The sequence below is a fragment of the Candidatus Pelagibacter sp. HIMB1593 genome, assembly GCF_052047755.1.
Lineage (GTDB): Bacteria > Pseudomonadota > Alphaproteobacteria > Pelagibacterales > Pelagibacteraceae > Pelagibacter.
The window spans coordinates 361,160-386,866 of record NZ_JBNAJK010000001.1 but is presented as its reverse complement, the minus strand read 5'-3'; the positions used below and the strand labels follow the sequence as shown (position 1 = coordinate 386,866).

General features: G+C 27.8%; 28 protein-coding genes. 12 read left to right on the top strand and 16 right to left on the bottom strand.

Going from position 1 to position 25,707, the window contains the following annotated elements:
• Positions 1 to 43 precede the first annotated feature (43 nt).
• Positions 44 to 391: a DCC1-like thiol-disulfide oxidoreductase family protein gene (locus ACTTA0_RS02040; protein WP_440675814.1), complete on the top strand. Its 348-nt coding sequence runs from the start codon at positions 44 to 46 to the stop codon at positions 389 to 391.
• Here ACTTA0_RS02040 and ACTTA0_RS02035 read toward each other — a convergent pair.
• Genes ACTTA0_RS02035 through ACTTA0_RS02020 form a run of 4 tightly spaced genes read right to left on the bottom strand, consistent with a single transcriptional unit; the run spans position 388 to position 4,019 of the window.
• The gene (locus ACTTA0_RS02035; RefSeq protein ID WP_440646932.1) at positions 388 to 681 is read right to left on the bottom strand and encodes a hypothetical protein; all 294 of its coding nucleotides are present in this window, start codon (positions 679 to 681) and stop codon (positions 388 to 390) included. The genes ACTTA0_RS02040 and ACTTA0_RS02035 overlap by 4 nt on opposite strands.
• Positions 682 to 711: 30 nt before the next feature.
• A complete protein-coding gene (locus ACTTA0_RS02030) occupies positions 712 to 1,914 on the bottom strand; it encodes a hypothetical protein (RefSeq protein ID WP_440675812.1) in 1,203 nt (400 codons plus the stop codon).
• Positions 1,915 to 1,942: 28 nt separating this feature from the next.
• Positions 1,943 to 3,133 (bottom strand): class I SAM-dependent methyltransferase, encoded by a 1,191-nt coding sequence (locus ACTTA0_RS02025; RefSeq protein WP_440675810.1) that lies wholly within the window; start codon positions 3,131 to 3,133, stop codon positions 1,943 to 1,945.
• A 1-nt stretch (position 3,134) separates the two neighbouring features.
• Positions 3,135 to 4,019, bottom strand: coding sequence for a dihydrodipicolinate synthase family protein (locus ACTTA0_RS02020; RefSeq protein WP_440675808.1), 885 nt, complete (start codon positions 4,017 to 4,019; stop codon positions 3,135 to 3,137).
• 36 nt (positions 4,020 to 4,055) lie between these two features.
• On the opposite strand from ACTTA0_RS02020, the gene ACTTA0_RS02015 reads away from it, so the two are divergent.
• Complete coding sequence (locus ACTTA0_RS02015) at positions 4,056 to 4,991, top strand: GDP-mannose 4,6-dehydratase (RefSeq protein ID WP_440675806.1); 936 nt, start codon at positions 4,056 to 4,058, stop codon at positions 4,989 to 4,991.
• Entirely contained in the window at positions 4,988 to 5,926 is a 939-nt protein-coding gene (locus ACTTA0_RS02010; protein WP_440675804.1) for a glycosyltransferase family 9 protein, read from the top strand. Before ACTTA0_RS02015 ends, ACTTA0_RS02010 begins: the two co-directional genes overlap by 4 nt.
• Here ACTTA0_RS02010 and ACTTA0_RS02005 read toward each other — a convergent pair.
• The gene (locus ACTTA0_RS02005; RefSeq protein ID WP_440675802.1) at positions 5,923 to 6,423 is read right to left on the bottom strand and encodes a J domain-containing protein; all 501 of its coding nucleotides are present in this window, start codon (positions 6,421 to 6,423) and stop codon (positions 5,923 to 5,925) included. The genes ACTTA0_RS02010 and ACTTA0_RS02005 overlap by 4 nt on opposite strands.
• A gap of 16 nt (positions 6,424 to 6,439) precedes the next feature.
• Between ACTTA0_RS02005 and ACTTA0_RS02000 the strand changes: the two genes are divergently transcribed.
• Entirely contained in the window at positions 6,440 to 8,515 is a 2,076-nt protein-coding gene (locus tag ACTTA0_RS02000; RefSeq protein WP_440675800.1) for a S9 family peptidase, read from the top strand.
• 101 nt (positions 8,516 to 8,616) lie between these two features.
• On the top strand, positions 8,617 to 9,063 hold the full coding sequence (locus tag ACTTA0_RS01995; protein WP_440653084.1) for an Hsp20 family protein: 447 nt from the start codon (positions 8,617 to 8,619) through the stop codon (positions 9,061 to 9,063).
• 41 nt (positions 9,064 to 9,104) lie between these two features.
• Here ACTTA0_RS01995 and ACTTA0_RS01990 read toward each other — a convergent pair whose 3' ends face one another.
• Positions 9,105 to 9,410: a hypothetical protein gene (locus tag ACTTA0_RS01990; RefSeq protein ID WP_440633046.1), complete on the bottom strand. Its 306-nt coding sequence runs from the start codon at positions 9,408 to 9,410 to the stop codon at positions 9,105 to 9,107.
• A gap of 127 nt (positions 9,411 to 9,537) precedes the next feature.
• On the opposite strand from ACTTA0_RS01990, the gene ACTTA0_RS01985 reads away from it, so the two are divergent.
• Positions 9,538 to 10,848: an NCS2 family permease gene (locus tag ACTTA0_RS01985; RefSeq protein ID WP_440675798.1), complete on the top strand. Its 1,311-nt coding sequence runs from the start codon at positions 9,538 to 9,540 to the stop codon at positions 10,846 to 10,848.
• 38 nt (positions 10,849 to 10,886) lie between these two features.
• On the opposite strand, the gene ACTTA0_RS01980 is transcribed toward ACTTA0_RS01985, so the two are convergent.
• Complete coding sequence (locus tag ACTTA0_RS01980; protein ID WP_440675796.1) at positions 10,887 to 11,420, bottom strand: phosphoribosyltransferase; 534 nt, start codon at positions 11,418 to 11,420, stop codon at positions 10,887 to 10,889.
• Positions 11,421 to 11,448: 28 nt separating this feature from the next.
• Between ACTTA0_RS01980 and ACTTA0_RS01975 the strand changes: the two genes are divergently transcribed.
• Complete coding sequence (locus ACTTA0_RS01975) at positions 11,449 to 11,745, top strand: DUF1330 domain-containing protein (RefSeq protein WP_440676627.1); 297 nt, start codon at positions 11,449 to 11,451, stop codon at positions 11,743 to 11,745.
• On the opposite strand, the gene ACTTA0_RS01970 is transcribed toward ACTTA0_RS01975, so the two are convergent.
• Both ACTTA0_RS01970 and ACTTA0_RS01965 read right to left on the bottom strand, forming a co-directional pair.
• Entirely contained in the window at positions 11,732 to 12,367 is a 636-nt protein-coding gene (locus ACTTA0_RS01970; protein WP_440675794.1) for a DNA-3-methyladenine glycosylase family protein, read from the bottom strand. The two genes, ACTTA0_RS01975 and ACTTA0_RS01970, sit on opposite strands and share 14 nt — an antisense overlap.
• Positions 12,360 to 13,241, bottom strand: coding sequence for a DMT family transporter (locus tag ACTTA0_RS01965; protein WP_440675792.1), 882 nt, complete (start codon positions 13,239 to 13,241; stop codon positions 12,360 to 12,362). Before ACTTA0_RS01965 ends, ACTTA0_RS01970 begins: the two co-directional genes overlap by 8 nt.
• Positions 13,242 to 13,274: 33 nt before the next feature.
• Here ACTTA0_RS01965 and msrA point away from each other — a divergent pair, with 33 nt between their 5' ends.
• From msrA to ACTTA0_RS01945, 4 genes are read left to right on the top strand one after another with little or no spacing between them, the layout of a single operon-like run.
• Positions 13,275 to 13,718 (top strand): peptide-methionine (S)-S-oxide reductase MsrA, encoded by a 444-nt coding sequence (msrA, locus tag ACTTA0_RS01960; protein ID WP_440675790.1) that lies wholly within the window; start codon positions 13,275 to 13,277, stop codon positions 13,716 to 13,718.
• Position 13,719: 1 nt separating this feature from the next.
• Entirely contained in the window at positions 13,720 to 14,532 is an 813-nt protein-coding gene (locus ACTTA0_RS01955; RefSeq protein WP_440675788.1) for a rhodanese-like domain-containing protein, read from the top strand.
• 3 nt (positions 14,533 to 14,535) lie between these two features.
• The gene (locus ACTTA0_RS01950; protein WP_440675786.1) at positions 14,536 to 15,531 is read left to right on the top strand and encodes an efflux RND transporter periplasmic adaptor subunit; all 996 of its coding nucleotides are present in this window, start codon (positions 14,536 to 14,538) and stop codon (positions 15,529 to 15,531) included.
• Positions 15,532 to 15,535: 4 nt separating this feature from the next.
• Complete coding sequence (locus tag ACTTA0_RS01945; RefSeq protein ID WP_440675784.1) at positions 15,536 to 18,658, top strand: efflux RND transporter permease subunit; 3,123 nt, start codon at positions 15,536 to 15,538, stop codon at positions 18,656 to 18,658.
• Here ACTTA0_RS01945 and ACTTA0_RS01940 read toward each other — a convergent pair.
• Positions 18,655 to 19,266 (bottom strand): transglycosylase SLT domain-containing protein, encoded by a 612-nt coding sequence (locus tag ACTTA0_RS01940; RefSeq protein WP_440675783.1) that lies wholly within the window; start codon positions 19,264 to 19,266, stop codon positions 18,655 to 18,657. The genes ACTTA0_RS01945 and ACTTA0_RS01940 overlap by 4 nt on opposite strands.
• Positions 19,267 to 19,310: 44 nt before the next feature.
• Here ACTTA0_RS01940 and ACTTA0_RS01935 point away from each other — a divergent pair, with 44 nt between their 5' ends.
• On the top strand, positions 19,311 to 20,021 hold the full coding sequence (locus ACTTA0_RS01935; RefSeq protein ID WP_440675781.1) for a 2,3-bisphosphoglycerate-dependent phosphoglycerate mutase: 711 nt from the start codon (positions 19,311 to 19,313) through the stop codon (positions 20,019 to 20,021).
• On the opposite strand, the gene ACTTA0_RS01930 is transcribed toward ACTTA0_RS01935, so the two are convergent.
• The 6 genes from ACTTA0_RS01930 to ACTTA0_RS01905 are packed head-to-tail and all read right to left on the bottom strand — an operon-like array spanning position 19,999 to position 25,659.
• The gene (locus ACTTA0_RS01930) at positions 19,999 to 20,688 is read right to left on the bottom strand and encodes a sugar phosphate nucleotidyltransferase (protein ID WP_440675779.1); all 690 of its coding nucleotides are present in this window, start codon (positions 20,686 to 20,688) and stop codon (positions 19,999 to 20,001) included. The genes ACTTA0_RS01935 and ACTTA0_RS01930 overlap by 23 nt on opposite strands.
• A 3-nt stretch (positions 20,689 to 20,691) precedes the next feature.
• Positions 20,692 to 21,633, bottom strand: a complete 942-nt coding sequence (locus ACTTA0_RS01925) for a phosphotransferase (protein ID WP_440675777.1) — start codon at positions 21,631 to 21,633, stop codon at positions 20,692 to 20,694.
• A gap of 12 nt (positions 21,634 to 21,645) precedes the next feature.
• Entirely contained in the window at positions 21,646 to 22,098 is a 453-nt protein-coding gene (gene tsaE, locus ACTTA0_RS01920) for a tRNA (adenosine(37)-N6)-threonylcarbamoyltransferase complex ATPase subunit type 1 TsaE (RefSeq protein WP_440675775.1), read from the bottom strand.
• Entirely contained in the window at positions 22,082 to 23,368 is a 1,287-nt protein-coding gene (gene ahcY, locus ACTTA0_RS01915) for an adenosylhomocysteinase (RefSeq protein WP_440633057.1), read from the bottom strand. Before ahcY ends, tsaE begins: the two co-directional genes overlap by 17 nt.
• Positions 23,369 to 23,410: 42 nt before the next feature.
• Positions 23,411 to 24,952, bottom strand: a complete 1,542-nt coding sequence (locus tag ACTTA0_RS01910) for a sensor histidine kinase (RefSeq protein WP_440675773.1) — start codon at positions 24,950 to 24,952, stop codon at positions 23,411 to 23,413.
• On the bottom strand, positions 24,952 to 25,659 hold the full coding sequence (locus ACTTA0_RS01905; protein ID WP_262589856.1) for a response regulator transcription factor: 708 nt from the start codon (positions 25,657 to 25,659) through the stop codon (positions 24,952 to 24,954). Before ACTTA0_RS01905 ends, ACTTA0_RS01910 begins: the two co-directional genes overlap by 1 nt.
• Between the last annotated feature and the right edge of the window lie 48 nt (positions 25,660 to 25,707).

The window sequence follows — 25,707 nt, the reverse complement described above, 5'->3', positions numbered from 1 at the left end:
TGGCGTATTTACATGCTTAATTTTAAAGTTAATATAATTTTCTATGAAAGTTTATTTTAATAATTCTTGCAAAATTTGCAGATCAGAAATCAATATGTATAAAAAAGAAAATATTGAAGATATTGATTGGATAGATATTACGAATAACAAAGAAGCAGAAAACGAAACTTCCAAAAATGACAAAGAACTTTTAAGAAGATTGCACATTAAAGAAAACGATCAAGTAATTGAAGGTGCAGAAGCTTTTCTTTATGTATGGAAGAGAATACCAAAATATAAATTTTTATATAGTTTTTTCAAACTTCCTATCATCTTTACAATTTTTAAATATGGATATGAAATAGTTGCGTATTTTTTGTATTTAAAAAATAAAAAACAATTAAAAAATTAATTAAGAAAAAATATCAAAATTTGACTCAATAAAGACATTGAGAGGATAAACATAATTAAAACTACAGAATACATTAGAGTAATAATTTTATTTCTTTTTCTTCTTAATCTTACAAAATTTTTGTCATCCAAATCTGATATGTCTCTTTCTCCATCAACTTCATAATCGTAGCTCCATCTCCAAGTTGATTGTCCTAACCTCTCGTCCTGACTATTAAAGAATCTGATCCAAGCAAGTATATAACTTAGCAGCACATATAGAATTACCATTGTAATTATTCCATAAAACATAACCAATAATACTTAAATTAAATGAAATAATTAATTGTTATTTTTTGATCTTTTTCTTGCAATTAATTGAGTTAAAGAGTCAACCATAGTGTCAGAAGCTTTAAATATTTCATTATTTTTAAATTCATGAGAGATATTTTTCTCAGGATTGGTTTTATCTTCAATGACTATACCTTCGTCAGGAGAATTATTTTTAATATAAATTAATAACAACCACTCCTCATCAGGAGCTTCATCCCACTTAACAAATATTTCACCTGTTTCAAATCTTCTATCAATACATCGAAAAATAGACATATGTCTTGTGATGTGTCTTTTATTTAATTGAAAAACTAAACTGCTGGCGCTTCTATAAAAACTTTCAAGAGCAAACTCAATTTTTTGCCTTGCTAAAGTATATTCTTTTTCTTTTCTTAATAATGTTTCTCTATCTTCATCACCTTGAATTTTAACACCTAAAGCCTCTACTCTCTCTCTTATTTTTTGATCTCTGATAATTCGATATTTTTCTTTTAACTTTTCAATTCTCTGTTGAAGTCCTGCATAATCTTCTCTCTTTTCCTTTAATGATATTTTTTCTAATTTTTCTAATTCTTTAACTTCTCTTACTCTAAATTTTTCGATCTGCTTTTCTAATTTTAGTTGTTGTAAAAATTTCTTTTGCTTTTCAGCTTGTTCAATTCTTAATAATGCCTGCTCTTTTCTTAGAAATAATTTAATTTCTTTTGTTCTTTGTTTCTCTAATCTAATTTCTTCCTTTAATACTTGTTCATTAAGCTTTAATTTTAATTCTTGTTCTTTCTGCTTCTCTTGTTGTAAGGCTAGTTTTTCCTGTCTTTCTTGCTCTTGTTTTTCAAGTTTTATTCTTCGCTGCTCATCTTTTTTAAGAGTTTTATAATTACTGATTGTTTCAGATATTTTATCAAAAAATGCCTGAATATATTTTTCTATATTGAAATTTATTCTGAATTTAAATTCAGGTTTTAGTGAATTTTGAAAATTAATTATTTTTAAAAGAAAACCTTTTTCTTTAGATTTGTTTAGAATTTTTTTTTTTGTTTTTTCTTTTACTTTTGAAATATTTTTTTTTTTAGCTTTAACTTTATTTTTTTTATTAATTTTAGGTTTTATTTGTTTTACTTTAGAAATTTTTTTAGATCTTTTTGATTTTAACTGAGATTTTTTTTTACTTTTTTTAATAGATTTATTTTGTTTTTTTTTTATTTTTTTCATTTAAAGGAATTTATTTTTTATCAATAAATTATTGATAAATATAGTCTCTTGTAACGGGTGTAGAGGTATAGTTTTTGGTTAGCTGAAACTGATATACAACTTGGTCTCCCCATTTAAAAGCCATTTCGCAACCCGCTAAATAAAATTCCCACATTCTAAAAAAACGCTCATCAAACATGTTAATAATTTTATCTTTATTATTTATACAATTTTCCTTCCAATGCCTTAACGTATGAGAATAATGCATCCTTAATACCTCAATATCAGCCACAATTAAGCCAGCTTTTTCAATTGGAGTGGTTACTTCACTCAAACTTGGAGTATAACCACCTGGAAATATATATTTTGTTATCCATGGATGAGGGTCTCTTGGAGGATTGACTGATCCAATCGTATGAATTAGCGAAACTCCATCGTCTTTAAGAAGTTTTTCAACTTGTGAGAAAAATTTTTTATAAAATTTTCTTCCGACGTGTTCAAACATTCCAACACTTACAATCCTATCAAATTTTTCATCGAGTTCCCTATAATCCATTAACCTAAATCTTAATTGATTTTCTAAATTAAGTTCTTTAGCTTTTTGTTTGCAATATTTTAATTGATTTTCTGATAATGTGATTCCAGTGACTTCACAATTAGCTGATTTTGCTATATCAACTGCTAAAGATCCCCATCCACATCCAATATCAAGAACTTTTTGGTTTGGTTTTATATTTAATTTCTTAATTATGTGTTGAATTTTATTATTTTGGGCATCCTCTAAAGTATCATTTTCATTTTTAAAATAAGCACATGAATATTGTCTTTTAGGGTCTAAAAATAAATCATAAAGATCATCTTTAATATCATAATGATGTGAAACATTCATTTTGGATTTTTTGATAAAATTGAAATTTGTTAGATATCTATATGAACCCCTCAATCTGTTAATTAAGTAACTAAAAAAATTTAATTCTCCTCTTCCAAAATTCATCAAAGATAAATCTAAAAAATCTGTAAGACTTCCATTCTCAATAACTATATCTCCATCGGTATAAGCTTCCCCAAAGTAAAGGTCAGGATGAAATAAAAGCTTATAATGAAGTTGTTTATTTAATATTTTAATTTTTATGGGATTTTCCTTCTCTGGATTTCCAATAATATAACTTTTAGAATTTGCATCGATCAATATAAATCCATCTTTCTTAAAAACACTATTTAAGAACCTTGCTAACTGCATTTTATGCTACCATTGATGATTTTAGTGAAAAACTAAATTTTTCTAAATTATTTAAAAGATCCACCTCTTCTTCTTTATTAAGAATTCTTAAAGGTGGTAGTAAATTTTCATAAAAACTATCTTTATTCTTATAAAAAGTGTGTAAGCCAGAAATTAGGTTATATTTTTCAAATGTCCCTCTTACATCACATAATTGGGTATTAACTTCTTGCTCTCTTCCATCTTTAAAGTCATCATATACTTTTCTGGCAAGTTTAGATGTTGCATTGCATGTTGCTGTAATTATTCCTGAACAACCTAATTCAAGTCCCTTCAATAATTTAGATTCAGAACCCGGCATAACAGAAAAATTATCTAATTTTAAATTTTCAAAAAGGTTATATGAGCTATCTTTTACACCAACTATTTGTTCTGGAAAATTTTTGACTAATTTTTCAACACATTCTACACTGAATTTATATCCACATAGTTTTTCAAAATTATATAATACAATTTTAGCATTTGGAATTGACTCTATAATTTTAGAGTAAAAGTTAAAAACATCTTCATCACTGTATTTATAGAATGCAGGTGGCATAATTAGGAATTTTTCTAGATTTAACGAGGTTGCAACTCTCATTAAGTTTATTGTTTCTCCTAAAGAATTTAACCCTGTGCCGATAATAAAATGATCTTTATATTTATTAGTTGATATTTTATTTAAAAGTTTAATTTTTTCAGCAACTGGTATTAGCTGAGCTTGTCCAGTACTTCCAAAAATTGCAGCTCCATGGCAACCATTTTCTATTACCATTTCAGAATGCTCAATTGTTTTATCAATATTTAATGTCAAATCATCATTTAACACAGACATTGATGCAGCATAAATACCTTTTAATAAACTCATATATTTTTTAAAAGAATATAATAATTCAAAAAAAAAATGAATAAAAGAGTAAACTTAATTATTGGATCTGGCGTACTAGGAGCGTATCTATCTGCAGAACTTTTAAAGAATAATGAAAAAATAATTGTTACCTCAAGGAATCTAAATAACAAATTTTCTAATTATAAATATTTAAATATAAAAAAAAAATTAAGTTTTGAAAAACTTAATCCAGGTAATAAAAAAGAAATATATAAAATCCTAAATAAATATAATCCAAAAAAGATTTTTTATTTCAGTGGACAAAGCTCCATTCCAAAAAGTATCAAATTAAAAAAAGCAACTTTTTCATCTCATTATGTTGGGACTAAAAATTTCTTAGAAATTTTAAAAAAAGAAAAGTCAGATACAAAATTCTTAAAAGCAAACTCTGGATATATATTTTCACCAAAAAAAGGGTTGATAAATCTTGATTGTAAATACTCAACAAGCAAAAATCCCTATATTCAAACTCAGAAAGAAGTATTCAAATTAATAAAAAAATATAGGAAATATAAGTTAAACTTATTCAATTTAGTATTTATGCAGATTGAATCACCTATAAGACCAAATGATTTTTTTATCAAAAAAATTTGCCTAGCTGCGAAAAATAAAAAAAGAGTAGAAGTTGGAAATATTAATACATTTAGAGATTACTCGTGGATAACAGAGGTCGTTAGGGTAATTTTAAAAATATCAAATCTTAAAAGTAAGGACTTTATTATTTCTGCGGGAAAAAAATTATCAGGTATAGAGATCTTAAAAACAGCCTATAATTTAAATAAACTCGATTATAAAAAATATTTTTCAATAAATAAAAAATATTTCAGAAAAAAAGAAAATAAATTATTAATTGGTAATAGCAAAAACTCTTTGATGTTAAAAAAAAAATTTAATTTTAAATTTAATATTGTCGAAAAAAAATTAATTAGAAAAATGTACAAGTCTCTATGAAAACAGGAATATATTTGAGCTATTCTGGGTTAGGTGCAAACTTAATACATCTCGCATACTGCCATCAAGTAGCAAAAAAGTATGGTCCTGTAACAATTATTACACTTAATAAAAATTTAAAAGATGCTTTGGCTGACGATCCTTTGATAGAAAAAGTATTTTACTTGGATAAATTTAACAAGAAGTTTTTTGATATATTTAAACTTAGTAAAGTTTTAAAAAAATTTAATTTTGATAATTTGTTAATTTATTATCCAAGTTTAAGAATATATCTTGCTGCAAAAATTGCAGGTATAAAACATGTTTTCTCATATAAATTTTATAGAAAAAAAAATTTACATTTAATAGAAACTGCAAAATTATTTACTGAAAAAACACTTAATATTGAAAATAGTCCAACAGAAACAAATTTTTACATAAAAAAAGAAAGATTAGATAAAATTAAAGCTGAAATAAAAAATGATTATTTTAAAATAGTCCTTGGGGTAGGATCGTCAGGACCAACAACTAGATGGGGTTCTTTAAACTTTTCTAATTTAGTTAACAATTTAAATAAAACAGGAAAATTTTTTTTTCTAATTTTATGTGGTCCAAATGAGAAAGAAATTGAAAATGAAATCATTTCAAATTTAGAAAATAATAACTTTATGACATTAAGTGATAAAAAAATTTATGATGTTTTGCCTTACTTATGTATATCTGACATGTATGTAGGAAATGACTCTTTTGGCTCTCATATAATTTCTCAATCAGGTAAAAAAAGTATTGTTTTTTTATTAGATGCTCCAAAAGCTTATACTGATTATAGTAAAAACCATTTCAGATTAGTGCCTGATGGATATAACATTGAAGAAATAACACATGGTACAAATGCAGATCCAAACCTTATTTCTGTGGAAAAAGTAATTGAAACAATAAATAAATTAAAAAGTTAACTGATATCATTAAGAACAATTTCTTTAGCCTCATTTACTAAAGTAGATAGCCTAGAAGTTTCGGGTGAAATATCTGGATGAATTTTTTTTTGTATTTTAATGTAAGCTTTATTTACATCTTCTTTAGTTAAATTTTTAGAAGGATTTAAATTAAGTATACGATAGGCTTCTTCAGTAGACATTGTATTTAAATTTGATGCAGTGTTATTAAATGAAAATCTCCCCGAATTTCTTAAAGTTTGAATTAATCTGTACAACGAAATTAATTGAAAAATAGACATACCTTTCAATTTTAAGAGAGCAAGGCTCGCTAAGGTAAATGGCAAAGTAAGTAAAAATTTACCTCCTATTGCAAACAATACTGCAAAGATGATTAAAACTATGAATAAGAATGCTCTTAAACCTTTGGATATTTTTTTTGACGCAACTTGAGTAAAAAATCTTAATAAAAAATATAAACCAACTAAAATTAATAATGTATAAATTATAAAATTCATATATTTGCTGTTAAAAATGAAAGTACCATATATAAAAAAAAAACCAGAGCTAAAATCTTGTCACAATGTAGAGTGGGAAGATAATTATAGCTGGATACATCAAGAAAATATTTTAGAAGTCCTGCAAGACAAGACTAAGCTTCTTCCAGAAGTAAAAAAATATTTAGAAGATGAAAATAAATATACTGAGTACCATCTAAAAAATACGAAAAATGCTCAAAAAATATTATTTGATGAAATTAAAGGTAGAATAAAATTAGATGATGAAAGCTTACCTTTTAAAGATCATTCATATGAATATTGGACAAAGACTACTGCCAAAGGAAATTACTCTATAAAATTAAGAAAAAAAATTGGTTCATCAGAAATTGAAGAAATTTGGAATGGAGATAAAGAAAAAGAAAAATTAAATGTTGAATATTTTGGTGTTGGAGATTTAGAGGTTAGTAACAATGATCAATATCTTGGATACTCACTAGATACTAAAGGTTCCGAGTATTATACAATTTATGTAAGAAATATTGAAAATAATAAAATAATTTCAAAAGAAATTAAAGAAACATCAGGAAGTATAATTTTCAGCTTGGATGATAAGTATCTTTTTTATTCAAAGTTAGATGAAAATCATAGAGCTAGAAAAATTTATAGACATAAAATTGGAGATTTTGAAAGTGAAGATGAACTTATCTTTGAGGAAAAGAGTGAGGCTTTCACTGTTAGTATTGGATTAAGTTCTGATGAAAAATATTATTTTATAAACACTTCAGATCACAATACTTCAGAGCAATATTACTTTAATGTAAATGAAGCAAAACCAAATCCAAAATTAATAATTAAACGCGAAAAAGGAATTCTTTACTCTGTAAATTCATGGAATGGAAAATTTTATAATCATACAAATAAAGATGCAGAGGATTTTAAAATAGATATTTCAGAAACTTTAGAAAATCAGAATTGGGAGACATTTATTCCTGCAAAAAAAGAAGTGTTAATTGGTGGACTTTCATTTTTAAATAACTGGATAATTAGATCCGAAACATCAGATGCTTTGGACAAGTTGTTTGTTATTGATACTTCAACAAATAATGAAGAAGAACTAATTTTTTCTGACGAAAAAGTATGTGTTCCTGGTGTTTCATTAACTCAAAGAAATAGAGACACAGATGAGGTTTATGTTTCATATTCCTCACCCAAAACACCTTCAAGAGTTTACAAATACAATTTAAAAACTAAATCTAAAATACGTGTAAAAGAGCAAGAAATACCATCAGGTCATAATGCAGATGATTATATAGTCGAAAGAATAGAGTTTAAGTCCCATGATGGAAGAATGGTTCCACTTACGATTACAAGACATAAAAATACAAAAATAGATGGAACAGCAAATTTGTTACTATACGGATACGGATCGTATGGTAGTTCGATGAGTCCAAGTTTTTCCTCAACAAGACTGAGCTTAATAAATAGAAATATTATTTGGGCTACTGCACACATTAGAGGTGGAATGGAAAAAGGAATGAAATGGTGGAAAGAAGGAAAGTTAACTAATAAAAAAAATACGTTTGAAGATTATATTTATGCTGCAAAATATTTGATAGAAAACAACTACACCTCAAAAGGAAAAATAATTGGAATGGGTGGATCTGCTGGTGGTTTATTAATGGGAGCTGTTGTTAATCAAGCGCCTGAATTATTTTTAGGTATAATTATGGCTGTTCCTTTTGTTGATTCATTAACTACAAATCTTGATCATTCTTTACCTCTCACAGTTGGTGAATTTGATGAATTTGGTAATGCTAAAGAAAACAAAGAGCACTTTGATTATATATTTTCATATGCTCCATATAATAATATAAAAAAAATGGATTATCCTCATATGCTAATAACAACTAGTTTAAGTGATAACAGGGTTTTGTTTGATGAACCTGCAAAATTTACAGCTAAACTTAGAGACTATAAAACTGATAATAATTTATTACTTCTTAAAACAGAAATGAATGCAGGTCATGGAGGTAAATCTGGTAGAGATGGAGCAATAGAAGAAATTGCACTCGACTATGCATTTGCATTAAAAATTTCAAAAAAAATTTAATTTTTCAGGTATTGAAATCTTATTAATCATACCTAGATATACAATGTAAGTCGCCTTATGGGGCTTGCATAAAATAAACTTGCTTAAAAAAGGAGAATATTATGACAAGTAAGGATCTATCTATATTTAACTCACTAAGACCTTTTTCAATTGGTTTTGACGATATGTTTGATCAATTTGAAAACATGTTGGGTAATGGAAGTTTGACAATGCAATCAAACTACCCTCCATACAACATTAGAAAAACTGGTAAGGATAATTATGCAATTGAAGTTGCATTGGCTGGTTTTAATAAAAATGATGTTGAGGTTGAGTTTGAAGATAATTTATTAACGGTAAGAACAAAACAAGTTGATAAATCTGAGAACAATGATGTTAATGGAGAAATAATTCACAAAGGTATTTCTCAAAGACAATTTGCAAGATCATTCACTATTGCTGATGATGTAAAAGTTAATGGTGCTGAACTTAAAGATGGTCTTTTAACAATATCTTGTGAAAGAATTATACCAGAGCACAAAAAGAAAAAACTTATAGAAATTAAATAAGTTTACCCTTACTTGCGAGGATTTATCCTCGCAGGTAAAATTTAAAAACATCCGTTGGAAGCAAATCCAATTACTAACTTATCTGGATTAATCTCAAATCTTCTCTCACATGGAAAGCCATACTTCTTGGTATTATAAATAAAAATAAAATTACCTTTTTCATTTTCAAAATCTTCATCAGGTTTTCCAAGTTCCATTTGTAATTTACTTGCTGATTGACCAATAAATTCACTCAACTTTTTATTTTCTTTTTGAATAGCTGCGTCTGTTTTTTGCTTAACTGTTTGACAACCAGAAACAAATAAAAAGATAAAAAATATAGTGAATAAAATTTTCAAATTTTTCATATTAATCACACTATCATTACAATTATGGCATAAATATAAACTTATGGGTTGAATTTTGTGAATAAAATGGACTTATTCAAAGTATTATTCAGCAGAATCAAATAATTATCAGACATTAGGAGGACAAATGCTTGATAATTATTTTAATTATAAAAAACACAAAACAGATTTTAAAACTGAAGTCATAGCAGGAACCACAACGTTCTTAACGATGGCTTATATTATGTTTTTAAATCCATTTATCTTATCGGGAGAATTCGCCGGACCCGAAAAAGGTTTCTTTGATTTCGGCGCGGTATACACAGCTACGATTTTAGCCACAGCTTTAGCATGTTTTATTATGGCTTTTTATGGAAAGACTTGGCCAATAGGACTTGCACCCGGAATGGGTATTAACGCATTCGTTGCATTTGGTGTATGTGCGGGAATGGGATATACGCCTCAAGAAGCACTTGGTGCTGTATTGGTAGCAGGTGTATTATTCTTAATAATATCTTTAACACCAATAAGAGCATGGCTAATTAACTCAATTCCAAAAAGTTTAAAATTAGGAATTGGTGCAGGTATAGGATTATTTTTAGCGATTATCGGATTACAAATTATGGAAGTAGTTGTAGATGATCCTGTTACCTTAGTTAAATTAGGTAATCTTGGAGATCCATTAGTTCTTTTAGGATGTGCAACATTTATAGCAATAATTGTTTTAGAAAAAATGAATGTAAAAGGTAACATCATCATAGGGATATTGGTATTTAGTATCATTGCTTGGGCTGCTGGCCTTGCTAAATTTAATGGTTTAGCTAGCTCACCTCCTCCAATGACATATCTTTTTGAGTTTGATCTGTCTGCCGCAATGACTGCTAGTATGTCTACAGTAATCTTTACTTTATTGTTTATCGATTTTTTTGATACGGCTGGAACTTTAACTTCTGTTGCAAACGTTGCGGGTAAAGTTGGTAAAGATGGAAAAGTTCAAGATATCAATAAAGCAATGTTATCAGACAGTGTTGGAACAGTTGCAGGTGCAATGATGGGAACTACTACTGTAACAAGTTATGTTGAGTCTGGTGCTGGTGTAAAAGCAGGTGGTAAAACAGGAATGACATCTCTTGTAATAGGTATTTTGTTTTTAGCATGTATCTTTTTTGCTCCTTTAGCAACTAGTTTACCTAAACAAATTGATGGTGCAGCTCTACTTTTTGTGTCTGTTCTTTTTGTGAGAAATATTACAGATATTGAGTGGAACGATATTTCTGAGTCTGCTCCTGCAATACTTGCAATGATAGCAATGCCGTTAACATACAGTATTAGTAATGGAATTGCCCTAGCATTTGTTTCTTACGCATTAATTAAAATATTTACTGGAAAGTTTTCAAGCACTTCTCCAGCAATATGGGTAGTTGCAATACTTAGTGTTGTAAGTTTTGCTGTAAGTTAAATAAGATTTTAACAGGGCTAGTAAACTAGCCCTGTTAACTAATTTTTTTTAATTAATTCTTCAATAGATAATTCTTCATAATGTTCAGTTGGCTGAACAATCCAAGGGTCAGAATCTAGTCTTACAGGACAGAAATCTGGTTCGAAAGTTGATGATTTTTTTTTCCAAAGACAAGCAGTTTTAACTTCTTTTATAAATTCTTTTGTTTGAGGATAATTTTTTAACCACTCAATACTTTTATTTAAAGTTAAACCAGTATCAGAAAGATCATCTATCAATAAAACTTTACTAAAATCCTCGTTATTTGCTAATGAGCTTATTTCTCTTGCAAACATAAGTTCACCTTGCTTATCTTCCATTCCTTCGCCTGAATAACTTTGAATAACTATATAGGCTATTGGCAATTTTAAAATCCTCGATAAGATATCAAGTATTGGTGCAGCACCTCTCATAATGCCAATTAAAACAGTAGGTTTGTATTCCTTGTGAATTTGTATTGCCAGTTTCTCAACAATTTTTATATATTCATCAAAAGAGATTATGAGTTTGTCGGCCATGAAGTTTAGTATCATAAGTAAAAAAATTTAAAAAGGAGAAATGATGAAGGTTTACTGGATTGCTTTGTATAAAAAGATATATAGCCAAGAAAATATTAAAAAATATGGAGCTAAAGTTACAGATATAATCAAAAGTTATGGGGGTATACCATTAGTAAGAGGAGGAAAGTTTAATACTTTAGAGGGAGAAACTTACCCAAGAACAGTAATTTGGGAATTCCCTAGTTATGAAAAAGCTATGGAGTGTCATGACTCTAAAGAATATCAAGAAGGTTGGGCGCTCGCAAAAGATACTACCGAAAGAAACTTACAGATAGTTGAGGCTTTTAGTATTGAATAGGCTCAGGATCTATACTTCTCCAAAGATACCATGTGGCTACAGAGCAATATGGGGAAAATCTTTTTTGCAATAAGTTTACATAACTTTCTGGTGGAAGATATTTTTTATTATAATTTTTTGAAATAGCTCTTAGAAGTCCTATATCTTGTACAGGCCATATATCTGGACGATTATAAGTAAATAATAAAATCATTTCAGCTGACCATCTTCCTATTTGTCTTAGTTTAGATAAATAAATAATTGCTTCTTCATCAGACATACCTGCAATAACTTTAGGATTAAATGTTTTATTTAATACTTGTTCTGCTAAACTTTTTATACCCTTAACTTTTTGTCTGCTTAATCCACAGCTCTTTAATTGAGAGCTTGATAATTTATTCACTGTTTTTGCATTAATTTTGTTTTTACACTTTTTTTTAAACTTTAAAAAAACTGAGTTAGCAGCAGCTACACTAATTTGTTGACCAATTATACTTTTACAAAGAGAAAAGAAAACATCTCGCCTTGATGTAAGAACAGTTTCTGATGGTGACTTATATTTTTTAATCAAAAAAGACATTGTTTTATCTTTTTTTGATAAATACTTTTTTGCTTTATTCCAATATGATGGGGTTTTACTCATGACGTGAAACAGATAGTTTTTTTTTCAAATACATTTCTCTCCTAAATATAATTATAGATGAAACAATAACTAATAAAGCACCTAACAAAGTTTTAGAAGTTGGTATTTCATTCCAAATAAAATATCCAAATATTATTGCGAAAACTAGTCCAAGATATTTTAAAGGAGAAACCAAACTAACTTCTGAAAATTTATAAGATTGTGATAGCCATAAGTTTGCAAGACCACCTAATATACCAACCATTGATAGCAAAAATAAATCAAGTAAACTTGGCAAGATCCATCCTTGATAAAACGATAAAAAACTTAGAAGCATTATCGAGAATGAAAAGAAAAAACTGATCAACCAGGCAGGTTCGGTTGATGATAATTTTCTTATAGCAATTGCTACATAGGAAAGACCTAAACAAAAAATAATTGGGTAAATATAATACACATTTAAAGAACTAAATCCCGGTTCAGTAATGAATATTATTCCTAAAAATCCAACTAACACTGCCATCCATCTATATAAACCAACTTTTTCATTTAATAAAAAAATTGAAAAAATTGTAATAAAAATTGGTGCGGCAAAGGAAATACTTACAACAGTTGCCAAAGGTAAATTTCTAAGTGCAACAAATATAGAAACTAAAGCTATAAGTCCCGCTAAGCATCTTTTAAAATGAAGCACAGGTCGCGTTGTTTTATAGAAATCAAAATACCGATCTTTAGGGATAAGGAATAAAATTGGGATTATTCCACAAAAGCCTCTAAAAAACAAAACTTGCCCGACTGGATAATCATCAGACCATTTAACAATTAAATCCATTAGCGAGAAAGCGCATACAGATATAAACATATAAAAAAAGCCCAATTGATTTTTTGACAACATGTGATTAACTTAGATTAATTAAGGTATTTATCAATGGAAATAGCAATTTTAGGTTTAGGATGTTTTTGGGGACCAGAAATAAAGTTCAGCAAACTTGATGGTGTTGCAAAGACAGAAGTAGGATATTGTGGAGGTAACTCTGACAAAACAAATTATAAAGAAGTTTGTTCTGGTACAACCAATCATGCTGAAGTAGTTAAGTTAGAATTTGATCCAAATATAATTTCTTACGAAAATATTCTTGAACATTTTTTTAAATTTCATGACCCCACTACGTTAAATTCTCAAGGTCCTGACTTTGGAACTCAGTATAGAAGTGAAATTTTTTATACAAACGATGATCAAAAAACTATTGCACAAAAGATGGTAGAAAAAGAAAATATTAAACTATCTGGCAAAGTAGTAACAAAAATTTCGTTAACTAAAAACTATTGTACAGCAGAAGAGTATCACCAAAAGTATCTAGAAAAAAGATAGCATGTCATTGGTTGATACAGATTGGCTAGAGAAAAATCTCGATAAAGTGAAGATAATTGATTGTTCTTGGCATATGCCTGCTGAAAATAGAAATGCTCAAGATGAATTTAATAAAGAGCATATCCCAAATGCTATTTTTTTTGATTTAGATAAAAATTCAAAACAAGACACAGACCTTCCTCATATGCTTCCAAGCTTAGTGGCTTGGAATAAAATAATTTCAGACTTAGGAATTTCAAATGATGATCAAATTGTAATTTATGATAATTCAAATGTCATAAGTTCATGCAGAGGTTGGTACAATTTTATTTATTTTGGTCATGATCCAAAATTGGTTAATGTTCTTGATGGTGGTTTTAAAAAATGGAAAAGTGAAAATAAAAAGACCTCAAATATTTCAGCAAATTTAAATAAATCTAACTATGAGGGTAATGAATTATCTAAACTTGTAAAAAATAAAGTCTTAATTGATCAAAATATTTCTAAAAAAGAATTCAAAGTAGTAGATGCGCGAAGTAGAGAAAGATTTGAAGGTAAAGCTCCAGATCCAAGAAAAAATGTAAGAAGTGGTTCTATTCCAAATTCAGTTTGTTTACCTTTTGTAGAGGTAATAAATGAAAATAAGACTTTTAAAAATAAAGAGGAATTAAATAAATTATTTCAAGAAATATCAAAAAATTTTGAGGAGAAACTAGTCTTTTCTTGTGGATCTGGTGTTACTGCTTGTGTTTTAGCGCTTGCATATTCTTTAGTTAATACTAAATATCACCCAACCATTTATGACGGATCTTGGTCAGAATATGGGAAAATTTAAATTATGAAAACATCAACTAAAATCACGAGTATAATTGTCATCTTCTTTTTAATTATTGCCATAGTGATTATTGGCAGAACAATGATTGGAAATCATTTTAAGAAAAAATTTAGTAAAAGACCTCCTCCTGGAATAATAGTGACCACAACTCAAGAGAGAACTTTTGAAAATGTTATAAGTACATACGGAACAGCAGCACCAGTTAAAACTCAATCATTTAAGGTTGAAAAGTATGAGATATTAAAGCCGATAGATTTTAATAAAAAAGTTAAAAAAGGCGATGTTGTTGCTAATCTTAAGAATAGGAAAATTATTGCTCAATTTGATGGGGTTATTGGAAAAAGAGAATTTTCTGAAGATTTAGAAGTATCAAAATCCTCTTTATTAATTAATTTAGAAGATACTAGCTCACTGTATTGCGATGTTGATATACCAGAAATTTTTGTTCCATTTATAAAAGTTGGTTTACCTGTTGATATAAAGTTTTCTGGATATAAAAATAAAATTTATAAAGGTGAAGTTGACTCCTTCGCAAGCAGAATAAGTCAAGACACCAGATCATTAGCTACAAGAATAAAAATGGATAATAAATCTGGAGAAATTTTACCAGGTTCATTTTTAGAAATTTCAATTAAATACAATGTAAGAGATGGTTTAAGTGCACCTGACACAAGCACAATAGTCGAAGGTGAAAATATATTTATTTATAAAGTGGATGAGAAAAATAAAGTAATAAAAACAAATGTTACTGTAGGTGATAGGTATTTAGGATTTGTAGAAATTTTAGATGGATTAAATAAAGGAGATAAAATTGTTGCTGAGGGTACAAAAAAAGTTAGACCAAATTTAACGATTAGACCTATAGAAAAAGGTGCAAAGAAAAAACAAGGAAATTCTGGTTGGGGTAAAAAAAAGGGATCCAAAAAAGCTGAAGAAAAAAAAGGTAAATTTGATTGGTTAAAAAATATTTTTAAAAAATCTGAAAAAGAAAAAAAATAATTAAATGTATATAACCGAAGTTAGTATTAAACGACCTGTTGTTGCTTGGGTAATGTCTTTAATTCTAATTATTTTTGGAATATTTGTTTTTGCGGAGCTACCAGTTCGAGAACTTCCAGATGGAATACAGCCTCCAGTAGTTCAAGTTCAAACAGATTATAAATCAGCGTCAGCAGAAATTGTTGATGAAGAAATAACTCAAAAACTTGAAGATGTAATAGGGGGTGCAGAAGGTATTAAAAATATCGACTCTAGTTCTTTGAATGGACGAAGTAGAATTAACATACAATTTAATACAGATATTGATTTAGATGATGCAGCGAATGATATTAGAGAGAGAGTTGCTCGTGTTGTTGATAATTTGCCTAGCGAGGCTAATCCACCCCAAATTCTAAAACAAGCAGCAGGTTTCACAACTACAATGTGGGTAGCACTGACATCTCCTACATGGGATGATCTTGATCTTGGAGATTATGCCGAAAGATATCTGATAGATGCTTTTTCAAGTGTTCCAAATGTTGGAAGGATCTTAGTTGGTGGACTAAGAGAGCTTAGTGTAAGAGTTTGGATAGATCCTATCAAATTAGCAGCCAATAACCTTACAATTCAAGAGGTTGAAAGAGCTTTAAGAAATGAAAATCTTAATATTCCTGCTGGTACATTAGAGGCAAATAATAAAGATTTAACTTTAAATATAGATAAGTCTTATTCAAACATAGATACTATAAAGGAACTTCCTCTAAGAAAAAATAAAGACAAAGTAGTAATACTTTCTGATGTTGCAAATATAGAATTTGGACCTGTTTCAGAGAAAACTTTATTCAAAGCACAAAGTAAAAATGCACTCAACCTAAAAACTGTAGGAATTGGCATATACGCTAAAAGCGGTGCTTCAACAGTAGAGTTATCAAACCAAATTAAAGCCAAAATAAAAGAACTGAATAAATCACTTCCGGATGGACTAAGTTTGGAGATAGCATTTAATAGGGCAACATATATTGGTGCTGCAATCGAAGAAGTTTATAAAAGTTTAATTATTGCTTTTGTTTTAGTAGTTTTAATTATTTATCTTTTTCTTGGAAATCTTAAGGCGGTAATTGTACCAGCTGTAGCTCTTCCTGTTAGTTTAATTGGTTCATTTCTTGGATTATACATTTTTGATCTCTCAATAAATATTTTTGTATTATTAAGTTTTATTTTAGCAATAGGAATAATTACTGATGATTCTGTAATTATGACAGATGCTATTTATACTAGAATAGAAAATGGTGAAACACCACTAGTTGCTGCTTATAAAGGTTCTAAGCAAATTACTTTTGCTATTATTGCAACTACTTTAATTTTAATTGCAGTGTTCTTGCCCCTTATATTTATTAAAGGAATATCTGGAACTTTGTTTAAAGAGACAGCCATAGCGCTATCATTTTCAATTGTAGTATCATCCTTTGTTGCATTAACTCTATCTCCAATGCTTGGAAGTAAGTTTTTAAATAAAAAAGAAAAAGTTAATTTCTTAGTTAAAAAATTTAATAATAAATTTAAATCTTTTATTGGATTTTATATTGATTCACTCAAGTACTGGATAAATAGACAAAAAACTATTTCGATATTTATAATTTTTATCGTTGCAGCATCTGCTTATCTTTTTAATTTTTCAAAAAAAGAATTGCTACCTATGGAGGATAGAGGTTCTTATTTAATAATAGGTTCGACAGATGAAGGTAGTTCCTTTGAATATACTCAAGAAAAAGCTCAGATAATTGAAGGAAGAATATTAAGATTATTGCAAGCAGAAAATAGCCCGTATGAAAGACTAATCATGAGAGTTCCTGGATTTGGAAGATCCGCAACATCTTATAACACTTTTATAATAATTGCTTTACTTGATGAATGGAAAAATAGAGAAAAAAATAGTCAAACTGTATTAAGAGAAGCTATTGGACAAGTGGTTTCGGTTCCAGAAACTTTTGCATTTCCAATATCTCCGCAAGGAATAAGAGTTTCAAACTACAACAAACCAGTACAGATGGTTATTTATGGAACAAGCTATGAAGAATTAGAAGATATTCAAAATAGTGTTCTAAGAGAATTAAGAAAAAATAGAAATATGTTCAGAATTGAAAGTGATTACACAAAAAACAAACCTGAAGTTAAATTAATCACAAACAAAAATCGAGCTAATGACCTAGGTGTATCTACAGAAAATATAGGTAGAACTCTTGAAACACTTTATGGAGGAAAAAGAGTTACTTCATTTAGTAAAGAAGGAAGAGAATATCCAATAATCTTACAACAATATTTAGCTGATAGACGTGATCAAGACGGATTATCAAAAATATTTGTAAGATCTGAAACAACTGGAAAATTAGTTTCAATAGCTAGTCTTGTTGAATTTGAGGAAAAAGGAACTGCAGAGGCACTACCAAGATATAATCGACAAAGAGCTGTTACAATTTCAGCTGCACTATCAGAAAATTACACACTAACTGAAGCTGTTAAATATTTAGAAGATGTAATGATAAAAGTTGCGCCTCAAAACCAAATTACTTGGAAAGGAAAATCAGAAGAATTGAAAGAAACTACAAACGAAATTTATTTAATTTTTGCTTTAGCTTTGTTGACTGCTTATTTGGTAATGGCAGCAACATTTAACTCTTTTGTACACCCTTTCATAATTATTTTGACAGTTCCTTTAGCTGTATTTGGTGGTTTAGTATTTATTTTATTTTTAAATAGTTCAGTAAATATATTCTCACAAATTGCCTTAATCATTCTTATTGGTATTTCTACGAAGAATAGTATTTTAATAGTCGATTATACCAATCAAATAAGAACGACAGGTGTTAAAATTCAAGAGGCAGTGTTGAAAGCCTGTAAGCTAAGAATTAGACCTATTATAATGACATCACTAAGTACTATGATTGCTATGATACCTTTGGTTATCGGAAATATAGGTCCTGGTGCTGGAGAAGGATCAAGATTAGCAGTTGGTGCAACTATTTTAGGTGGAATGATTATATCAACATTCTTTACTCTATATGTAACCCCTACAATGTATTTAGCATTAGCAAAAAATACTAAGCGGATTGATGCCGTAGATATAGAACTGAAAAAACAATTAAATTAAAAAATAATATACTTACTTGTAGTTAATTTATTTTTACAATCTGATAATTGTTTTTTATAAATATTTGACTGTTTCTCAACTTTTTTAGCTAAGTTAATAACCTTATTATTTTTTTTATAATTTTTATAATTCCCCCACCCCTCATGGTATGCAACATATTGTCTAAAAGCATCTTTTTTTGAAACTTTTAAAATTTTCTCAGTTTTGTTTGTATACCAACCAATAAAATCTACACTATCTTTAAATCTTGTTCTTGTTGCAAATTTATTTCCGGTTTCTTCTTTGTATTGTTTCCAAGTACCTTTCACCGCTTGAGAGTATCCAAAAGAACTAGAAGGTCTTTTGTAAGGGATAACTTTGAATATTTTTTGTCTTGGAGGTTTTGCCAACCTATCAAAGCTAGATTCCATCTTTATAATAGCTAATTGTAAATACACAGGTGTACCCCACTTTGCTTCTGCTTTTTTAGCATGCTTATACCACAGATATCTTTCATTAAATATTGAGCAACCATCTGCGGTATTAGATGGAATTGATGAGCAAGCAGAAAGTAAAATAAAATTAAATAATAAAAAAAAATATTTATATTTTTGAAAAAAATATTTCATTAATCTTGTAGTTTTATTTATCAAATTAATTTAAAAGGTGGAAGATGAGTTATTTAGTTTTAGTTAGACACGGTCAAAGTATTTGGAATTTAGAAAAAAAATTTACAGGATGGGTAGATGTTGATTTGACAGAAAATGGTAAATCTGAAGCAAAAAAAGCAGGTGAATTAATTAATAAAAACAACCTAAAAATAGATCTTTATTTCTCATCTGTTCAATTAAGAGCCAAAAATACATTAAAAATAATTCAAGGAGAATTAAAAGACAATAAAGTTCCTAGTGAGGCATGGGAATTAAACGAAAGACATTATGGTGCACTTACTGGTCTCAACAAAGACGAAATGAAAGTAAAATTAGGGGAAGATAAGGTACATCAGTTTAGAAGGTCTTGGGATTTAAGACCTGATCCTCTAGACAAACAAAATCCATATCATCCATCTAATATAGAAATTTATAAAAATATTCCTAAAGATAAAATACCTAGTACAGAGTCTCTAAAAGACACTTATGAGAGAGTAATAGATTTTTACAAAAAGAAAATTGAAATCATAAATGATAAAAATATTTTAATATCTGCACATGGAAATTCAATTAGAGCTCTTTGTAAGTACCTATTTAATTTGGATAATGATGTAATTTCAAAATTAGAAATACCGACAGGTAATCCTCTACTTATTGAAGTAAATGGAGATAAAAAAGTTTTAAGCGCTAAATATTTAGACTCTGACAGAGCTAAAGATCTTTTAATTTTTTGAAGATTTCCAAATTAGTTAAATGATAAAAATTTTGTTTGCTTTCATATCCATGTAAATCTTTGGTATCAATCAATTTGTTCCAAATTTTAGAAATTGAAAACTTTTCATTAGTTTCATTTTTAAACAATTCTTTACTTAATATCTGACAGCCGATGTAGATATAATTTTTATATAATTCCTTAGTTATAAGATTATTTTCTAAATTGAAATCACCCTTTAAATTTTTATCAAAACTTAAATTTTTGTTTACTAATAAAAGAATATTTTTTAATTTTTCACTAAAATAGAATTCTTCCATCTTATTAATTTCATTAAAATACTCTTTTGTCCAAACAGTATCAGGATTAAAAACTATAAAATCATCTTCATTAGAATACTTAATTAAATTTAAAATACCACCCCCAGTATCTAGAATTTCTTTTCCATCTTCTATAATTTCAATATCAATATCAAAATTTTTATCTTTAAAAAATTTTGGAAAATGATCTTTTAAATAAAATGAATTTATTAAAATTTTCTTGATACCCAAACTTTTAATCAATTGGATACATTTTTCTAACATTGTTACATTATTTAACTCTAATAATGGTTTGGGTGTATCTAATGTTATTGGGTTTAATCTTTTTCCATATCCTGCACATAATATTAAAGCTGTATTTATTTTCATAATTTAATTAATAAATTCTGGAAAAATATTTTTTAATAATAGTTTTAAATCCTTAAAAATCTTATTCTGTTTTAATCTGTAATCTATCATTTCCCATGCATAAGGGATTAATTGAATATATTTTTTTTTATTATCTCTATAAGCAAGCCTTGTGAAAATTCCAATGATTTTTAAATTTCTTAGAACTGATAGTATTTCAAAGTCTTGTTTAAATTTAATTAAATTAATTTTTTTATTGGTTTTTATGTAATAATCAAAAATCTTTTTTTTTAATTTGTTATTAGTTTTTAATCTAACATCATCTATCAATGATGCTAAATCATAAGCTTTATTTCCAATAAGAGCGTCTTGATTGTCAATTAAGCCAATTTGATTTTTAAAATACATTAAATTTGAAACATGAAAATCCCTATGTACAAAAGTAATGTTTTTATTATTAAGTTTAGATAATAATTTATTTATCTCGTTTTTAAATTTTTTTTTGAATAAAGATTTATTTCTATTTAATTTTTTTTCAACATACCAGTCACTAAAAAGTTTTGCTTCATTATATAAAATTTTATTTTTATATAATTCAAGTTTGTAATTTTGATTTAAAAAATTTTTTATCTTTTTAGTTTTTATACTTTGTAATTTATTCAATATATGAATAATATTTTTAAAAAATGAATACTTATTTTTCTTTTTATTTTTTAAAATTTTAAAAAATGAGACATTTCCGAAATCCTGAATTTCAATGAAGTTTTTTTTATAATTATGGCTAATCAGATTTGGTGCGGAAATTTTATTTTTTATTAAAATTTTGTTGACCGCATCATAAATTAATAAATTTTTCTTTTTTTCCTTTTTTGCATAAACAACTATAGAGTTATTTTTTTTACTTCTATAAAAAGTTCTAAATGATGCATCTCCTTTAATTTTTTGCAAATCTTTTGAAATTTTCATTCTAGTCTATTCTTAATTAATGCCTGTGATTTCAACACTTCTATTATTTAGCTCATTTTCATAGTTAAATCTTAATACAATAACTTTTTCATGAATATCTTTAACTAACTCTGGCCATTCAACAAAAGTAATTAAATTATTATCTTTTTCAAATATGTTTAGATCATTGGTATCTCTTTTATTTTTAATCCTAAATAAATCGTAATGTTTTATCTTCTTTGGACCTACTTGATATTCATTTAATAAATTAAATGTTGGACTTGAAACTTCTGTAATTGGAAAATCTGAACTTTTTTGAAATTCATTAATCAAATATTTTATAAATGTAGTTTTGCCCACACCCATTTCACCATATAAAAATATTATTTCTCCACCTTGCAAAAAATTCTTAAAACTTTCTGCTAAAACTTTTGTTGTTTCTTCTGAACTTATATCGATCTTGCTATTTTTAATAGCGATAGGCATCTGGTTTGAATGGGCCTTCTGTTCCAACACTTATGTAATCTGCTTGTTCTTTTGATAATTTTGTTAATTTAGCCCCAACTTTTTTCAAATGTAATGTTGCTACTTTTTCATCTAAGTGCTTCGGTAAAACATAAACTTTGTTTTCATAATTTTTATGATTATGCCAAAGTTCTATTTGAGCAATTACTTGATTGGTAAAAGATGCGCTCATTACGAAACTTGGGTGTCCAGTTGCGCAACCTAAATTAACTAATCTTCCCTCAGCTAAAAGAATAATTCTTTTTCCACTTGGTAATTCAATTTCGTGTACTTGGGGCTTAACTTCTGTCCATTTATAATTTTTCAATGCCTCAACTTGAATTTCATTATCAAAATGTCCAATATTGCATAAGATTGCTCTATCTTTCATGTCTCTCATATGATCAGCTGTAACTATATCTTTATTTCCAGTTGCTGTAACAACTATGTCTGCTCTACTAATAGCTTCTTCCATTAAAACTACTTCATAACCTTCCATTGCTGCCTGAAGTGCACAGATAGGATCTGCTTCAGTAACAAGAACTCTAGCACCACTTTGTCTTAACGATGCGGCACTTCCTTTTCCAACGTCACCAAAACCAGCAACTATTGCAATTTTACCCGACATCATAACATCAGTAGCTCTTCTGATACCGTCAACTAAACTTTCTCTACATCCATATAAGTTATCAAATTTAGATTTCGTTACTGAGTCATTAACGTTTATTGCAGGAACTAATAGAGAATTATCTTTCTCCATTTTATTTAATGCTTTAATTCCAGTTGTGGTCTCCTCAGAAACACCTTTTATATCCTTCATTAAATCTTTGTATTCATTATGCATGATGGCAGTTAAATCTCCCCCATCATCTAATAACATGTTAGGTTTCCAATCGGGTTTTCCAACTATTGTTTGTTTAATACACCATAAATACTCTTCTTCTGTTTCACCTTTCCATGCATAAACAGGAATTCCAGCTTTTGCTATTGCTGCTGCTGCATGGTCTTGTGTAGAAAATATATTACAAGATGACCATCTTACTTCCGCTCCAAGATCCACTAATGTCTCAATTAGCACTGCTGTTTGGATAGTCATATGAAGACATCCAATAATTCTAGCACCTTTTAATGGTTTTTCTTTTGAATACTCTTCTCTTAATGCCATTAAACCTGGCATTTCACTTTCTGCGATAGAAATTTCTTTTCTTCCAAATTCAGCTTGGGAAATATCTTTTACTTTAAAATCATCCATAGCGAGCTTTATACAGTTAAGTTCTATTTTATCAACTAAAGATTATAAACTAGGAAATTGTATTTCTATCAATGCTCCTTGCTTATCTAGCCTATTGGATGCTTCAATTTTTCCATCATGAAGTTCGACTAAATTTTTTACAATATTTAAACCTAATCCTGAATGCTCACCAAAATTTTCTGGTCTATTACTGTAAAAACGATTAAAAATTTTTGAGGTATCTTTCTCTTTAAATCCTTGTCCTTCATCTAAAATTTTAACTATAACTTTTTTTTCTAATCCATTTGAAACATTCACAATTACCTCACTACCATCTTCACTAAATGAAATAGAATTATCTAATAAATTGGCAACGATTTGTTCAATCCTATTTTCTATTCCATTAATTAGATACTCTGACTTTCCATCATTTTGATAGTTTATACTTATATTTTTCTTGAATTTATAAATGTTGTTATAATCATCAACAACAGATTGTATAATTGGTTGTATATCTAATTTTTTCATTTGCTCTTTACTAAGAGCAACTTCATCTTTTAACATTTGTGAATAATCTGTAATTAATCTTTCAATTCTTTGTACATCATGAGTAAGAATATCTAAAAGCTTAGTTCTTTGATTTATATCTTTTGTATCTTTTAAAATTTCCGATGCACTTTTTAAAGATGCTAGTGGATTTCTTATTTCATGAACTAAATCTGTTGAGAAATTTTCTGCATGAGAAATTCGTTTTTGCAATTCATTAGTCATATCCTCCATTGAATTAGATAATAATCCCAATTCGTCATTTCTATTCTTCAAATTTTCAATTCCTGTTTTGCCAGGGTTTTTTTCTTTTACTTTGATTGTATATCCAACTAGGTTTTGAATTGGTTTAATAAAATATCTGCTAAGTACAAAAGAAAAAATTAAAATTACAAAACCAACTGATATAGCTGTTCTAATTACAAATGCTCTTCTCTCGTCTATAGCTGTCTTAATCTCATTGGCGTTCTCTGAGATAACTATAAAACCTAAATTACTTTCATCGCTTTTTACATTTTTAACAGTTGTAACTTTAAATTGATTTAAATTATCTTCTGTAAAAGTATAATAATTTCCATAGTTATCTGAATTATTATACCTTTCTAATAAATCTTTAAATGAAGCCTTTGTTTCATTATTTTGAGAAGAATTATTTTCTTTGTTTTCATTCTCATTGACTTCTTCACTCAAACTTTCAAATTCAATTTTATCTAATCGTGTTGAAAAAGATCTTGGATCAAGATCTAAAGTATCAGTATCACCAATTAATTCTAATTTATTGTCAAAGAAAATGACTCTGTCTAAATTTTGAAAAATAAATCTTGTAGAAAATAAAAATTTTCTAATATCATTTTCCTGAAATTTTATATTCAATCTTTTAATATTATCAGTTGTGTTATTAATAATATTAATATGATCTTCAGATTTTTTTTTTAATAAACTTGGCTCAATATTAGTAAGATAAATAAGTGTAAATAAACCAATAATTGTAAATATTACAAAGTTTATAAATAGAAATTTTTTAAGAATAGAAAGTGTCTTTAAGTATTTACTAAACATCAGCTAACATTCCATCTATATCCACTACCATATCTAGTTTCAATAGCTGAAAAATCAGGATCTACTTTTTTGAATTTTTTTCTTATTCTTTTGACGTGACTATCAATAGTTCTATCTTCAATATCTGTATCTTCTCTGTAAGCAATATCCATTAGTTGAGCTCTTTCTTTAATTATTCCAGGTCTTTTTGCCAATTCTTTAACAATCAAAAACTCAGTAGTTGTCAATTTATCTGGTAACTGTTTGCCATTCCACTCGCACTCAAGCTGAGATGGATCAAGTTTTAATCTTCCATGTGATATTAAGCTTTTATTTTCTTCTAATGAATTATTTGAGTCTTTTTTTCTTAATTGAACTCTTATTCTTTCAATCAAAACTTTAATTGAAAATCCACCGGATTTTTTTACAAAATCATCTGCACCTAATTTTAATCCTAGCAACTCATCAATTTCATCATCTTTGGATGTTAAAAATATTACCGGAAGAGAGGTTTTTTTTCTTAATTTTTTAAGCAATTCTTCTCCATCCATTTTAGGCATTTTAATATCAATAACTGCTAAGTCAGGTGGCATTCTAGTAAGACCGATTAATGCACTCTCTCCATCAATATATGTTTGAACTTTGAAACCCTCTTTTTCTAGAGCAATACTAAGACTAGTCAGTATATTTCTATCATCATCAATTAAGGCTATAGTTTGTGTTTGCATTTTAATTTTTATATAAAAATATTAAATTGTTCTAAATTAGGCAATTGA